At 63.3% G+C, this 14312-nt stretch carries 13 protein-coding genes; 8 read left to right on the forward strand and 5 right to left on the reverse strand.

Annotation, left to right across the window (positions count from 1 at the left end):
- Positions 1-40 precede the first annotated feature (40 nt).
- The 6 genes from AMK05_RS04615 (at position 41) to lpxK (ending at position 6129) form a co-directional block, all read left to right on the forward strand.
- Positions 41-1387, forward strand: coding sequence for a TldD/PmbA family protein (locus AMK05_RS04615; RefSeq protein WP_064836951.1), 1347 nt, complete (start codon positions 41-43; stop codon positions 1385-1387).
- Between the two features lie 177 nt (positions 1388-1564).
- Positions 1565-2374, forward strand: a complete 810-nt coding sequence (locus tag AMK05_RS04620) for a 3'(2'),5'-bisphosphate nucleotidase CysQ (RefSeq protein WP_064836953.1) — start codon at positions 1565-1567, stop codon at positions 2372-2374.
- Positions 2375-2435: 61 nt separating this feature from the next.
- Positions 2436-2678, forward strand: coding sequence for a DUF4170 domain-containing protein (locus AMK05_RS04625; RefSeq protein WP_049735948.1), 243 nt, complete (start codon positions 2436-2438; stop codon positions 2676-2678).
- 171 nt (positions 2679-2849) lie between these two features.
- Entirely contained in the window at positions 2850-4169 is a 1320-nt protein-coding gene (gene waaA, locus AMK05_RS04630; RefSeq protein ID WP_064836955.1) for a lipid IV(A) 3-deoxy-D-manno-octulosonic acid transferase, read from the forward strand.
- A gap of 9 nt (positions 4170-4178) precedes the next feature.
- Positions 4179-4901 (forward strand): HAD family hydrolase, encoded by a 723-nt coding sequence (locus AMK05_RS04635; protein ID WP_064836957.1) that lies wholly within the window; start codon positions 4179-4181, stop codon positions 4899-4901.
- 184 nt (positions 4902-5085) lie between these two features.
- Entirely contained in the window at positions 5086-6129 is a 1044-nt protein-coding gene (lpxK, locus tag AMK05_RS04640) for a tetraacyldisaccharide 4'-kinase (RefSeq protein WP_064836959.1), read from the forward strand.
- Between the two features lie 84 nt (positions 6130-6213).
- Here lpxK and AMK05_RS04645 read toward each other — a convergent pair whose 3' ends face one another.
- A complete protein-coding gene (locus AMK05_RS04645) occupies positions 6214-6444 on the reverse strand; it encodes a DUF2093 domain-containing protein (protein WP_064841270.1) in 231 nt (76 codons plus the stop codon).
- 68 nt (positions 6445-6512) lie between these two features.
- The gene (gene mutL, locus AMK05_RS04650) at positions 6513-8330 is read right to left on the reverse strand and encodes a DNA mismatch repair endonuclease MutL (RefSeq protein WP_064836961.1); all 1818 of its coding nucleotides are present in this window, start codon (positions 8328-8330) and stop codon (positions 6513-6515) included.
- A 183-nt stretch (positions 8331-8513) separates the two neighbouring features.
- Here mutL and AMK05_RS04655 point away from each other — a divergent pair, with 183 nt between their 5' ends.
- On the forward strand, positions 8514-10238 hold the full coding sequence (locus tag AMK05_RS04655; RefSeq protein ID WP_064836963.1) for a response regulator: 1725 nt from the start codon (positions 8514-8516) through the stop codon (positions 10236-10238).
- Positions 10239-10420: 182 nt separating this feature from the next.
- Positions 10421-11785, forward strand: a complete 1365-nt coding sequence (locus AMK05_RS04660; RefSeq protein WP_064836965.1) for a putative bifunctional diguanylate cyclase/phosphodiesterase — start codon at positions 10421-10423, stop codon at positions 11783-11785.
- Between the two features lie 158 nt (positions 11786-11943).
- Here the strand turns inward: AMK05_RS04660 and AMK05_RS04665 are convergent, their stop codons facing one another.
- The 3 genes from AMK05_RS04665 to AMK05_RS04675 form a co-directional block, all read right to left on the reverse strand.
- Positions 11944-12552: a PRC-barrel domain-containing protein gene (locus AMK05_RS04665; RefSeq protein WP_064836967.1), complete on the reverse strand. Its 609-nt coding sequence runs from the start codon at positions 12550-12552 to the stop codon at positions 11944-11946.
- A gap of 232 nt (positions 12553-12784) precedes the next feature.
- On the reverse strand, positions 12785-13672 hold the full coding sequence (locus AMK05_RS04670; protein WP_064836969.1) for an SMP-30/gluconolactonase/LRE family protein: 888 nt from the start codon (positions 13670-13672) through the stop codon (positions 12785-12787).
- Complete coding sequence (locus tag AMK05_RS04675; RefSeq protein ID WP_064836971.1) at positions 13669-14310, reverse strand: 2-dehydro-3-deoxy-6-phosphogalactonate aldolase; 642 nt, start codon at positions 14308-14310, stop codon at positions 13669-13671. Before AMK05_RS04675 ends, AMK05_RS04670 begins: the two co-directional genes overlap by 4 nt.
- Positions 14311-14312: the final 2 nt, after the last annotated feature.

The raw sequence follows: 14312 nt of genomic DNA on the forward strand, positions 1-14312 counted from the left end.
AGAGTGCACAATAAATGGAAGCCGAAGGAAAGGCCAAATCATGTCCTCAGAAATCGATTCCTCGACACTTCTTTCCCGCGCAAGTCAATTGATCGATCTGGCCAGGAAGGCAGGGGCCGATGCAGCCGATGCCGTCGTCGTCCGATCGCGCTCGCAATCGGTCAGCGTTCGCCTCGGCAAGGTCGAGGGCACGGAATCCTCCGAAAGCGACGATTTTTCGCTGCGCGTCTTCATCGGCAAGCGCGTCGCCAGCGTTTCGGCCAATCCGGGCTTCGATCTGCAGGCGCTTGCCGAACGTGCCGTCGCCATGGCCAAAGTCTCGCCGGAAGACCCCTTCGCCTGCCTCGCGGATGAGGCGAGCCTTGCGAAATCCTATCCCGACCTGCAATTGCTCGATACCACCGAGGTCTCCTCCGAGATGCTGCGCGAGGCGGGCCTTGCCGCTGAGGCCGCGGCCCTTGCGGTCAAGGGTGTCACCAATTCCTCCGGCGCCGGCGCCTCGGCCGGCATGGGCGGCCTGGTTCTCGCCACCTCGCACGGTTTCGAAGGCAGCTACATGGCCTCGCGTTTCGGCCATTCCGTCAGCGTTATCGCTGGCGAAGGCACCGGCATGGAGCGGGATTATGATTTCGACAGCCGGCTCTATTATGCCGAGCTCGACGATCCCGCTGAAATCGGCCGCCGCGCCGGCGAACGGGTGGTCAAGCGCATCAATCCGCGCCAGGTGCCGACCGGCAAGGACGTCACCGTCATCTTCGATCCGCGCGTCGCCCGCGGCTTCGTCGGCCATATCGCCGGCGCAATCAACGGCGCCGCCGTCGCCCGCAAGTCCAGTTTCCTGCGCGACCGGATGGGGCAGCAGGTGCTGAAATCGGGCCTGTCGATCACCGACGATCCGCTGATCGTGCGCGGCCCCTCCTCGCGCCCCTTCGACGGCGAGGGTGTATCGGGCGAGCGGCTGGTGATGATCGAGGACGGCGTCCTCAAACACTGGTTCCTGTCGACCTCGACCGGGCGCGAACTTGGTCTTCAGACCAACGGCCGCGGCGTGCGCGGCGGCACCGCCGTCTCGCCGTCCTCCACCAACCTTGCGCTGGAACCCGGCGATATCACGCCGGAGGAGCTGATCCGCAACGTCGGCAACGGTTTTTATGTCACCGAATTGATCGGCCATGGCGTCAACATGATCACCGGCGAATACAGCCGCGGCGCCACCGGCTTCTGGGTCGAGAACGGCGAACTGACATTCTCGGTCTCCGAGGTAACGATCGCCTCGAACCTCAAGGAGATGTTCATGCGCCTGACGCCGGCAAACGACATCGACCGCAAGTTCGGCGTCGCGGCTCCGACCTTCGCCATCGAAGGCATGACGCTGGCAGGGCGCTAGAGCATGTCTCGCAAAGTGTGCAGCGGTTTTGCGATAAAGACATGCGGAAAAAGGAAAGACCTAAAGCGTGGCAAGCCAATCTGAAAGATCGCGACGCGCTTTAGAGCATGATGCCGAAAAGTGTGTGCGGTTTTCGGACGACATCATGCTCACACGAAAGTTGGACGGATTGATGCGATGAGCGATAGGGAAAAGGCCCGCTGGCAGAGCGATCTCACGCTGATCGCCGATGCTGCGAAAGAGGCCGGGGCGGTCGCGTTCGGCTTCTTCAACCAATCTCCCGAGGTCTGGTGGAAAAACGGCGACCGCTCGCCCGTCAGTGCCGCCGATTTCGCCGCCAACAAGACGCTCGAAACCATTCTGCGCAAGGCCCGGCCGGATTATGGCTGGCTGTCCGAAGAAACCGACGATGATGCCGGCCGCCTCCTGCGCGAGACGCTGTTCATCGTCGACCCGATCGACGGCACACGCGCCTTTCTCGGCGGCCAGAAGGTCTGGTGCGTCAGCGTCGCGGTCGTTCATCGCGGCCGGCCGGTCGCCGGCGTGCTCTATGCCCCGGCGCTCGAGGAACTCTATGAGGCCGTCGACGGCGGCGTCGCGCTGAAGAACGGCGTGCCCTTCACCGTCTCTGCCGCGGGACCGGAGGAAACGAGCCGCCTGGCGATCGGCGAGGACCTGTTGAAGACCTTTCCCGTTGAATTTCGCGACCGGGTCAGCCGCCAAAAACACATTCCCTCGCTGGCCTATCGCATCGCCATGGTGGCGGACGGTCGCCTCGAAGCCACCTTCGTCAAAAGCAATTCGCATGACTGGGATCTCGCCGCCGCCGATCTGATCCTTAGCTGCGCCGGCGGCCGCCTCGTCGATCTCGAAGGCAGGCCGGTCGTCTACAACAGTGCCGACGTGACCCACAATATCCTCTGCGCAGCGCCGACGCCCCGCATCGGTGAGTTCCTCACGGCCTTTGCGGGACGACGAGACAGTTGACGTTTCCGTCAAAATCCCGCAGATGGGATGGCGGAGGAGAATAGCAGAAAGAGAACAAAAAATGACTGACTCCGGTGACAAGAAGCAGCTTTTGCATCTCGTTTTTGGCGGCGAACTGGAAAGCCTCGATGAGGTCCAGTTCCGCGATCTGAAGGGTCTCGATATCGTCGGCATTTTCCCGGATTATGCCACGGCGCTGTCGGCCTGGAAGTCGAAGGCGCAGCAGACGGTCGACAATGCGCATATGCGCTACTTCATCGTCCACATGCATCGTTTGCTCGATCCGCAGGCCAAGGGCAACTGACCCTGGCAGGTGCCGTCGGCCGATCGACCGCTCGGCGGGCGGCCTTTCGTGCATCGGGCGCCGGTCGATCCGGATCGTTTGACGCATTCTGAACAAATTGATCGGTCATTGCGGCCGCAACGATAATGAGGGAATGGGTTTGATGTCGATCTTGGATCGGAGACTGGCGCGATGAGCTCCCGGATGGCGCGCTTCGGTCTGAGCGCATACCGTCTGGCGGGAACCGTGGCCTCTCCTGTCGTCGGCCTCTATATCACCTACCGCACGGCCAAGGGCAAGGAAGACCGGGCGCGCCGCCTGGAACGCTTCGGCTATCCGAGCGCCAATCGGCCGCAGGGCCCGCTCGTCTGGTTCCATGCCGCAAGTGTGGGCGAGACCAATGCCGTCATCCCGCTGATCCGCGAAATCCGCCGCCGCGACATCCATGTGATTTTGACCACCGGCACCATCACCTCCGCCAGACTCGCCGCCGAGCGCCTTGGCAGCGACGCGATCCACCAATATGTGCCGCTCGACCTGAAGCCCTCGGTCAGCCGCTTCCTCGATTACTGGCAGCCTGATTGCGCCATCATCGCCGAATCCGAAATCTGGCCGGCAACGGTGCTGGAGCTCGGCCGCCGCCGCATTCCGCAGATCCTGATCAATGCCCGCATGTCGGATCGCTCCTTCGCCCGCTGGCGCCGCCGCCCGGCCATCGCCGAAGCCTTGTTCGAGAATCTCGCTCTCGTCATCGCCCAGTCGGATATCGATGCCGAACGTTTCCGCGATCTCGGCGCCGTTCCCGTCATCACCTCCGGCAATCTGAAGGTCGATACCGACGCGCCGCCCTATGACAGCGCTGTCCTTGCCCGCTACAAGAAGCAGATCGGCGACCGCAAGACCTGGGCGGCGATCTCGACCTTCGACGGCGAGGAGAATGCCGCCGCCATCGTCCATCGGGCCCTGAGGGAGCGCGATCGTCAGCTGACGATCATCGTGCCGCGTCACCCGGAGCGCTGCGACGAGATCGAGGCGGCTCTGGTCAAGCTAGGGCTGAAGGTCGCCCGCCGCACCCGCGACGATGTCTTGTCGGAAGATGTCGATATTTTCCTCGGCGATACGATCGGCGAAATGGGCCTCTATTTGAGACTGACGGAAATCGCCTTCGTCGGCCGCTCGCTCTTTGCCGAAGGCGGCCAGAACCCGCTGGAGCCCGCCATGCTCGGCTGCGCCGTTCTCTCCGGCGGCCATGTGCAGAATTTCCGCGAGGCCTATCAGAAGCTTGCCCGCAGCGGCAGCGCCCGCATGGTGCGCGACACCGAAATGCTGGCCAAGGGCGTGCATTACCTTTTGATCAACGACGAAGCCCGCCGCAACATGATCGACGCCGGCATCACCGCCGTGCACGAGATGCGCGGGGCGTTGACTGCGACCGTCAAGGGGCTGGAACCCTATATCAATCCGCTGACGGTGAAGGCGCGGCTGCTGCCCAAGGCCGTGGCCCAGGTCTGAGGATAGAGCATGGCGGCAGCGTCCGTTATCAAAGGCATTCTCTTCGACAAGGACGGCACGCTGCTCGACTATGACGAGAGCTGGCTACCGGTAAACCGTGAGCTTGCCCGCATTGCCGCCGAAGGGGACCCACTTCTCGCCGACCGGCTGCTGTCTGCCTGCGGCATGGATCCGGTAACCGGCCATATCGTTCCCGACAGCCTGCTTGCCGCCGGCAATACCCGCCAGATTGCCGAGGGTCTGGTTGCCGCGGGCTCGATGGTCGATGTCGGCGAACTGACACTCCGCCTCGACGACCTCTTTGCCGACGCCGCCGAATTTTCCGTGCCGGTGACCGATCTCGCCGGCTTCTTCGCGCGGCTGCATCACCGCGGCTTCAAACTCGGCGTCGCTTCCAGCGACAATGAACGCTCGATCCGCCAGACGGCGGAGCGCTTCGGTTTCGCCCACTATGTCGATTATATCGCCGGCTACGACAGCGGTTTCGGCGTCAAGCCGGAGCCGGGCATGGTGCTCGGCTTCTGCGCCGCGACCGGTCTTTCGCCTGAGGAAGTGGCGATGGTCGGTGATAACAATCACGATCTGCACATGGGCCTGAATGCCGGAACGGGGCTGAGGATTGCGGTGCTGACCGGCACCGGTTCGCGCGATTCGCTTGCCGCGGCCGCCGATCATGTGCTCGACGATATCACCGCCATCGAGACGCTGCTGCCGGATCTGCAGCCGGCCTAAAGCGCGTCGCGCTTCAGGTTTTGTTTTAGGCATGTCGTGATCGCAAAACCGCGCACACTTTTGCGCGACATGCTTCGGTCGGTAAAGACTTGCATTTTCATCGGTTTTGGCTTCTCAATCCGGCCTGTCGAGAAAAGCAGGGGTCTGGCCGCAACAATGGCGGGCAGGGGAGCGGGACGGCAAGATGATATCCGAAGCGCCGCCGTTCTGGTGGAGGAAAGCCGATTGGCGGGCCTGGCTGCTGTTGCCGGTTTCCTTTCTCTACGGCCGCATCGCCGGCCACCGCATGGCCCATGCGCGCCGCGCCTCCGTTGCCATTCCGGTCATCTGTATCGGCAATTTCACCGTCGGCGGCGCCGGCAAGACGCCGACGGCGCTGACCATTGCGCGCGCCGCCAAGGCGAAAGGGCTGAAACCCGGCTTTCTCAGCCGCGGTTACGGCGGCTCTCTGGATGTGACCACGATGGTCGATCCCGATCACCACCGGGCGGTTGCCGTCGGCGATGAGCCGCTGCTGCTTGCCCGGGAAGCGCTGACGGTGATTTCCCGCCGGCGCGTCGATGGGGCTCAGCGCCTGGTGGCGGAGGGCGCCGATCTCATCATCATGGACGACGGTTTCCAGAGCGCCCGGCTGGCGATCGACTATGCCCTGCTGGTGATTGACGCGACCCGCGGCCTCGGCAACGGCCACATCGTGCCCGGCGGCCCGGTGCGCGCCCCGATCCGCCAGCAGCTTCGGTCTGCGACAGCGCTGTTGAAGGTCGGCGGCGGCAATGCCGCCGACCGGATCGTCCGCATGGCGGCGCGCGCCGCAAAGCCCTATTTCACCGCATCGCTGAAAGTGCGCGGCGACAACACGCTTGCCGGCATGAAGGTGCTCGCCTTCGCCGGCATCGCCGATCCCGCCAAATTCTTCCGCACGGTCGAATCGCGCGGCGCCGAGATCGCCGTCGCCAAGACCTTCGGCGACCACGAGCACCTGACCGAGGAGGAGATCGACGACATCCTGACGACCGCCGAGCGTCAAGGTCTCGCGATCGTCACGACATCCAAGGATTTCGTCCGCCTCTCCGGCCATCTCGGCAAGGCGGCACAGCTCGCCGAAAAGTGCCGGGTGATCGAGGTCGACATGGTCTTCGAGGATCACCTCGCCCCGAGCCTGATCATCGACCGGGCGATCGTCGCCTGCCGCGAGCGGCGGCTGCGGGAGATGAAGGCGAAAAGCTAAAGCGCGCAGCGCTTTTGCGGCAACGACATGCGTGAAAACAAAGAGTTAAAGCGCAAGGAGCTAAACTGAAAGATCGCGACGCGCTTATCGCCGCTGGTTCGGCAATACGCCGGCGCGTTTGTCGGCTTCGATCGCCGAGATCACGTCGGCATAGGGTTCCTGGCGGGCGACGCTCCAGTAACGCAGCTCGTCGAGCGGGATCTGTTTTCCGGTCATCGCACAAATGACATAGGAGCCGGGCGAGACAATCTGGAAATCGCCATCGAGATAGCGGATCTTCGCCTCGCGGTTTCCATGCCCTTCGAACAAATTCATGCGCTCCGTTCCCTGCAGCCCTATCATCCGTCTGCCATACTCCCGCAAGGGCGGCTTTTCCAGCTTTTTTAGCTTCTGCCGAAAAGCCGCTCGATATCGCTGAGCTTCAATTCGATATAGGTCGGCCGGCCGTGATTGCACTGACCGGAGCCGGGCGTGACTTCCATTTCTCTCAACAGCGCGTTCATTTCCTCCGGCCGCAGCCGCCGGCCGGAGCGCACCGATCCGTGGCAGGCCATGGTCGCCGCCACATATTCGAGCTTGGCCGACAGGCCCGACGCCGTGTCCCATTCGGCAATCTCGTCGGCAAGCTGGCGGATCAGGCCATGGGCGTCGACCTCGCCGAGCATCGCCGGCGTCTCACGCACGGCAATCGCCCCGGGACCGAAACGCTCGATCGCCAGGCCAAGCTCCGAAAGCTCGGCCGCATGCTGCATCAGCCGGTCGCAATCCTCTTCCGGAATGTCGATGATCTCGGGGATGAGCAGCACCTGCGAGGCGAGCCGCTTGGAATGCAGCGCCTTGCGCATCGCCTCGAAGACCAGCCGCTCATGGGCGGCATGCTGGTCGACGATGACAAGCCCGTCCTCGGTCTGGGCGACGATATAGTTGGCGTGGATCTGGGCCCGTGCGGCGCCGAGCGGATAGCGCCCAGTTGTTTCGCCGGAGGCCGGTTCGGCTGCTGCCGGCTGCGGCGAAAACTGCGGTTCTGCCCGCGCCGTCGGCATCGACAGCCCGTCGAAGGAGGCCTGCGGCCGTTCACCGAGACCGCTTGCCGTCTGGTAGGGCCGGGAGGGCGAGGTCTCGGCAGACCATGCCGTCTGCGGCCGCTGCGCATAGGACTGAAATCCGGGACGGAAGGCGCGCAGCATGTCGCTGGCACCGGTCGTTGCCGCCCGGCTGCCGTCGCGCGCCAGGGCCTCGCGGATGGCGCCGACGATCAGGCCGCGCACCAGGCCGGGGTCGCGGAACCGAACGTCGGATTTGGCCGGATGCACGTTGACGTCGACGAGTGCCGGATCGAGTCTGATCGACAGCACCGCCACCGGATAGCGCCCGGAGGGAATCGTCTCGGCATAGGCGCCGCGGATGGCCGACAGGATCAGCTTGTCCTGCACCGGCCGGCCATTGACGAAGGCATATTGGTGGGCGGAGTTGCCGCGGTTGAAGGTCGGCACGCCGGTAAAGCCGGTGAGCGAAATCTCCTCGCGCACGGCGTCGAGCGCAATGGCGTTGTCGCGGAAGTCCTTGCCGAGCACCTGCGCCATGCGCGCCAGATGGTCGTCGCCGGTCGCTGGAAATTCCAGCGTCGTGCGGTCCGAGCCCGACAGCACGAAGCGCACGGCGGGAAAGGCGATCGCCATGCGCTTGACGATCTCGGTGATGGCGCCGGCCTCGGCCTTTTCGGTCTTCAGGAATTTCAGCCGGGCGGGGGTCGCGAAGAACAGGTCGCGCACTTCGACGATCGTGCCGGGATTGGCGGCGGCCGGGCGCAAATGCGCGATCTTGCCGGCATTGACGGCGATCTCGTGGCCGCCGGTGCTGTCGCGCCTCCGGCTGGCGATGCTGAGCCTGGCGACCGAGCCGATCGAGGGCAGCGCCTCGCCGCGGAAGCCGAGCGTGCGGATATCCTCGAGCGTATCCGAGAGCTTCGAGGTGCAGTGGCGCCGGACCGCCAGCTCCAGATCGGCCGCGTCCATGCCCGAGCCGTTGTCGCTGACCCGCAGCAGCGCCTTGCCGCCGCCCGATGTGGCGATCTCGATGCGCGTGGCGCCGGCATCGAGCGCGTTTTCGATCAGTTCCTTGGCGGCGCTCGCCGGCCGTTCGATGACTTCGCCGGCGGCGATCTGGTTGATGAGCGTTTCGGAAAGCTGTCTGATGGCCATGGGCTATTTTCGAGGATTCGCGGGGCGGAGGGAAGGGCTTTCGATATACTTCCCAAAGCGTAGTTCCGGCCTCCGCCAAATTCGGGGATAGGTAATGTTAAGCCGGTTTTAACATAAAAATGGCATTTCTATTCACATACCTCCGGAAGCTTTCGAAATCGAACAGATGTGGGACGCAATTGCATGAGTGCCGGCTTCGAAAAGGCGGACCCATCATCGGAAGCCGACGGGATTTCCGCCGGGGCCGATCTGCAGACGGCGCTTTTCGATGTGGTGTGCGACAGCCTTTCGGCAGCTTTCATCATCTATGACAAGAACGATCATCTGATCTTCGCCAGCCGCCAAACGCTGGAATTCTTCCCGCTGCCGCTGGAGATGCTGAAGCCCGGCACGCGGCTTCGCGATTTCCTCGGCGCGGTCTACGACACCGGCATTCGCCAGCAATATGACGTGAAGCAGCGCGGCTCGCTCAGCCGCGAGGACTGGCTGTCGCAGAAGATCGCCTCGCATTGGCGCGAGCGCTTCGAATCCGTCGAGCGCCACGGCACCGACAGCTGGGTCCGTTTCGCCAAACGCAGGCTGCCCGGCGGTTACGGCGTCACCATCATTTCCGATATTTCCGAGGACAAGAAGCGCGAAGAGCAATGGCGCTCGGATCTGGAACGGGTGCAGCTCACCGAGGACATTCTCGACAACCTGCCTTTCCCGCTCTTCGTCAAGGACCGCAACCTCACCTATGTCGCGGTCAACCTCGCCTTCTGCGAGAAATATCAGACGACTGCCGACGAGGTGCTCGGGCGCAAGAGCAGCGATCTTTTTTCGGAAGAGATCGCCAAGCGCTTCGAAGAGAGCGACCGTCATGTGCTGGAGACCGGCGAGATGTCCATCTCCCGCCAGCGGCAGATCTCCCGCGACGGCATCGAGCGCGACATCGTCAGCCGCAAGCACCGCATCGGCAAACCGGGCCGCTATTTCCTGGTGTCGACCATGCAGGACCTGCCGCGCGACGGCGCCGATCTCGAGGAGTTCGGCCGGGCCTCGGCGATCACGACCTCGAGCAATCAAAGCTATCGCCGCGCCTATGTGCCGGTGCCGAGCGCCGTCGAACGCCGCGAGCCGGCGGCGATGGAAGCGATCGTTCCGGAGAATTTCTCCGGCCGCAAGGTGCTGGTCGTCACCGCCGACCTCGCCGCCGAGACCGCCGCGCTGCGGACGCTGTCGAAATACGGGTTCGAATCCTGCTCGGTCCGCGGCGAGGACGAGGAGGAGCGGTTCCTGGAAATCGCCAGCTCCTCCGGCATCTCGCTCGATCTTTTGATCATCGACAACCAGATGGGCATGCGCTGCCTCGAACTGTCAGAGCAATACGGCATCCCGGCGCTTGTCATGGACGGTTTCCAGATCGCCAACGAGCTCACCTTCCAGATCGCCCGCCACTTCAACCGCAACAGCCGCAACAGCGGCGCCGGTGCGGATACGGATTGGGAAATCAGCATTTCCGAAGACGTCGTCGGCCTGCAGGTTCTCGTTGCCGAAGACAACGATATCAACCAGATAGTTTTTTCGCAGATCCTCGAAGGCCTCGGCTATCGCCATATGATCGCGGCGACCGGCGACGAGGCCGTGCGCCTCTGGGCCGAGCACCGGCCGCAGATCGTGCTGATGGATATTTCGCTGCCGGGCTTCAACGGCTTCGAGGCCGCCCGCCTCATCCGGCAGATGGAGGAAACCGGCGGGGGAGGCCGCACGCCGATTATCGGCGTGCTCACCCAGGCCTTCGAACGAGACCGCGCCGAATGCGTCAAAGCGGGCATGGACGATGTCATCATGAAACCCGTCAGCCCGGATATGCTCGAGGCCGTCTTTCAGCGGCATCTGATGGATGAGGTCATGCGAGCGCGCGGCTGATGCATCTCAGGGCATGTAAAGCGTTTCCAGGCTAAGGGCCTGCATAAAAACAAAGAAATTTGGCCGGACCGCCCGTCAACTCCTGGATTCTGGGGTGGTTCGACGCCAATGCAAGCTGATTTACTATCAAATTGTTAAGACATGCCGGTCATTCTTTGCATGGCGCGGGAAAGCTCGGGTGGATGATGAAATCGGCGGACATGGCTTTCTTGACCGTCGGTCAGAATGAGCTTCAGGCAATGGCCTATACCGATCCGCTGACCGGATTGGGAAACCGCAATCGCATGCGGGAAAAGGTCCTGCAGATCTCGTCCGAGCGCGCCAGCGATCCGGCCCCCTTCACCATCGGTATCGCCAATCTCGACAGTTTCAAGCCGATCAACGATCTCTTCGGCTCCACCGCCGGCGATGAAATCCTCTGCCAGGTCGCCCATCGCCTCAGAGCCTGCATCCCGGATGGCGCGCTGGTTACCCGCCATGACGGCGATGAATTCGCCTTCGTGCTGCCGTTGATTTTCGAGCGGGCGAGTGCCGAGAAATTCGGCCAGATGATCCGCGAAGTGCTGTCGGCTCCCTATGACCTCGGCGACCGCAACGTCCGTCTCTCCGCCTCGCTCGGCTTTGCCATCTACCCGTTCGCCGGAGAAGATTGCGAGGAATTGCTGAAGAGCGCCGAAACCGCCCTCTACCGCTCCAAGCGCCGCGGCCGCGGCCAGATCACCGTCTATTCGCGCGAGATCGCCCAGGAAATGAAACGCGCGACGCAACTGGAGCAGGCGCTCAGAAACGCCATCATATCAGACGCGATCGACGTGCATTTCCAGCCGATCGTCTCGCTCTCCAATAATCAGGTCGTCGGCTTCGAGGCGCTTGCCCGCTGGAACGATCCCGATCTGGGCTTCGTCTCGCCCGGCGTCTTCGTGCCGCTCGCCGAAGAGCGCGGCTTCATCGATGCGCTGTCGGAAGCGCTGCTGCGCAAGGCGGCGGAAGCCGCCCTCTCCTGGCCGCGCGAACTCTTCCTGTCGTTCAATCTCTCGTCGGCCCAGTTGATGGATCCGGGCACCAGCGGCAGCGTCCTGTCGATCCTCGGCCGCGTCGGCTTCGATCCGCATCGCCTGGAACTTGAAATTACCGAGACGGCGGTGATGAGCTCGGCCGATACCGCCCACCGCATCATCGCCGACCTGCGCGCCGCCGGCGTGCGCATTTCGCTCGACGATTTCGGCACCGGCCAGTCGAGCCTCGGGCGCCTGCGCGACTTCATCTTCGACAAGATCAAGATCGATCGTGCCTTCGTCTCCCGAATCAATTCCGACCGTGCCTCCGAACACATCATCAAGGCGATCCTGACCATGTGCGACGGCCTGGAACTGGAAGTGGTGGCTGAGGGCATCGAGGATTATGCCGAGGCGGTGAAGCTGCGCACGCTCGGCTGCGGCATGGGTCAGGGCTATCACTTCGGCCGCCCGGCCGACGGCATCGCCACGCTGCGTTTCCTGCACGAGAATTACTACGATCCAGCGATGGTGGAGCGTGTCAGCGCATAGAGGCAGTGATGCCGCAGAGCGTGAGCGGTTTACATCATGCTCTGGCCAATGGTGCGGCAAAAAACGATGGCGCCCCTAGGAGCGCCATCGCCTACGCTATACTACCGCGCGGTTTGCTTGGCCCCAGCCTGGTTGGCGCCAATTGATTTCAGCTCTGCCTACTTGGGCGTAGTCGAGCCGGTTGCCGTGGTATCGGTGCCGGTCGCAGCCGGAGCCTTTTCGGCTGACTGCATGGCCAGCGTCTTGAACTCAGGCGCGGCCTTCAGCGATTCAGCCGTTTCGCTTGTCGTCAGCTTGACGCTGCCGTCCTGGGTGTTCTGGGCGACGGTGATCTTGTCCATCGGGACGGCGACGTTCTTTTCACCGATGCCGAGGAAGCCGCCCACACCAACGATCGCGGCGACCAGGCCGCCATCCTTCTTCATGATCAGATCGTTGACGCTGCCGATGCTTTCATTGTTGCCGTTATAGACCGACTGGCCGATATAGGTATTGGCGCTGATCTGGTCCGGAGCCTGCTCGGTGATATAACCGGCCTGGGCCGTGTCTGCCGTCGGTGCCGGGGCCGGAGCCTGTGCCGCATCGCCGGCGGGCTTGGTCACGTCAGGGGTGACCGGCGGTTTCGGCGCTGCCGGATCGGCGGGTGCCGCCTGTGTCGGCGCGGCTGGATCTGCCGGCTGCGGGGCCGCCTGCGAGAATGCCGCCGGTGCGAAAGCCGTGGCAAACAGTGCGCCAGCGGCAACGGTCGTCAAGAGTTTGCGTGTCATTTCGAACCTACCTTCATCTCCTAGAGTGGTCGCTGACCCGGCAATGTTGGTGTTATTGCCGCGCCGGTTCGAAAAGACAATGACTGGTGCGGCGATTGGTTCCGGTTGAAAACACGGAAAATTTCTCGATTTTCACGGAACTTTTATCGTGTCACCCCACCAAAACAGGAAAAGGCGCTCCCCGTCGGGAACGCCTCTGATGGCTGCTTGCAGGCAAGTTCATATCTGCCGGTCAGATCACATAGACCGGATCGAACACGCCTTTGACTTCGATGCCGAGTTCCAGCAGCGCGCCGGCGCTGGGTTGCGCCGAACGCGCATCCTCGTCGAGACCTTCCCAGGCGGTCGTCACCGCCAGCCGGTCGGCATTGACGCCGATGAAGGCGGGGCAGGAGGGCTGGACGGCGGGAACCTTGTAGCGCGAGATGCGCAGCCCGTCGGGATTGTAACGATCGACGACGCCGGCACCCCAGCGCGAATTCCAGATATAGCCGTCGGCATCGACCACCGAGCCGTCGATATCGCCGGGTTCGTCGGCGCTGTCGACCAGCACGATCGGCTCGCCGGAGGGCAGGCCGGTCTGCGGATCGACCATGACGCGCATCAGCCGGTTGAGACGGGAGTCGGTATAATAGCCGATCGTGCCGTCAGGCGAGAAGCAGATCGAATTCGGGATGCTGATGCCGTTGAAGATCTTCGTCACCTTGCCGCCGGCGACATGATAGATGGCGCCGGCCTGGTTTTCCGCCCGCTTGCTCATCGTGCCGATCCACAGCGCACCGGAGGGATGGGTGCGGCCGTCGTTCGAGCGGTTTTCCGGGCGGTCGTTTTCGAGCGCGGCATAGAAGGTCAGATTGCCGCTCGCCACATCGCGCACGAAAAGTCCTTCCTCGGTCGCGATCAGCTGCCGTCCGGCGTCGATACGGGCCAGCACGCTCGCCATGGCAGGCAGCGGATGCACCTTTTTGGCGCCGCTGGAAAGATTGAGCTCGTGCAGTTCCTTGCCGAGGATGTTGAACCACCAGACGGTATTGCTGTCCGGATCATAGGTCGGGCCTTCGCCGAGAACGGAATTGGTGTTGCAAAGGGTCTTGCCCTCGAACTCGTAGATATCGGTCATACGCTCACGCTCCCAATGGCTGCATCATAGGCGTAAATGGTCGCCTTGGCGCGCTCGGCAACCTCCGCCGCGGTCATTCCCGGCTTGTAGAGGCTGGTGCCGAGGCCGAAAGCGAAGATGCCGGCCTTGGTATAATCGCCGAAATTCTTGTCCGACACACCGCCGACGGCGGCAATCGTCAGCTCCGGCGGCAGGATTGCCCGGATCGCCGTGATGCCGGAAGGCCCGAGCACGCTCGCCGGAAAGAATTTGAGACCGGTGGCGCCGGCGCGCGCGGCGGCGAGCGCCTCCGTCGGCGTGAAGACGCCGGGCATCGTCACCATACCGTATTGGCGTGCCCGGATGATCACCTCGGGCTCGACGTTCGGCGTGACGAGCAGCGTGCCGCCGGCCGTATGCAGGCTGTCGACCGCCTCGATCGTCAGCACCGTGCCGGCGCCGATCAGCACCTCTGCCGGAGCCATCTTGGCGGCGATCTCGATCGATTTGAACGGGTCCGGCGAATTCAGCGGGATCTCGATCGCCGTCAGGCCGTTGTCGATCAAGGCGCCGACGACGCTTTCGGTTTCGTCGGGCCGGATGCCGCGAAGGATGGCGATCAGCGGACGCTTCATGTCGGGGAAGGGGATACGGTTCATCG

The sequence above is a fragment of the Rhizobium sp. N324 genome, assembly GCF_001664485.1.
Taxonomy (GTDB): Bacteria; Pseudomonadota; Alphaproteobacteria; order Rhizobiales; family Rhizobiaceae; genus Rhizobium.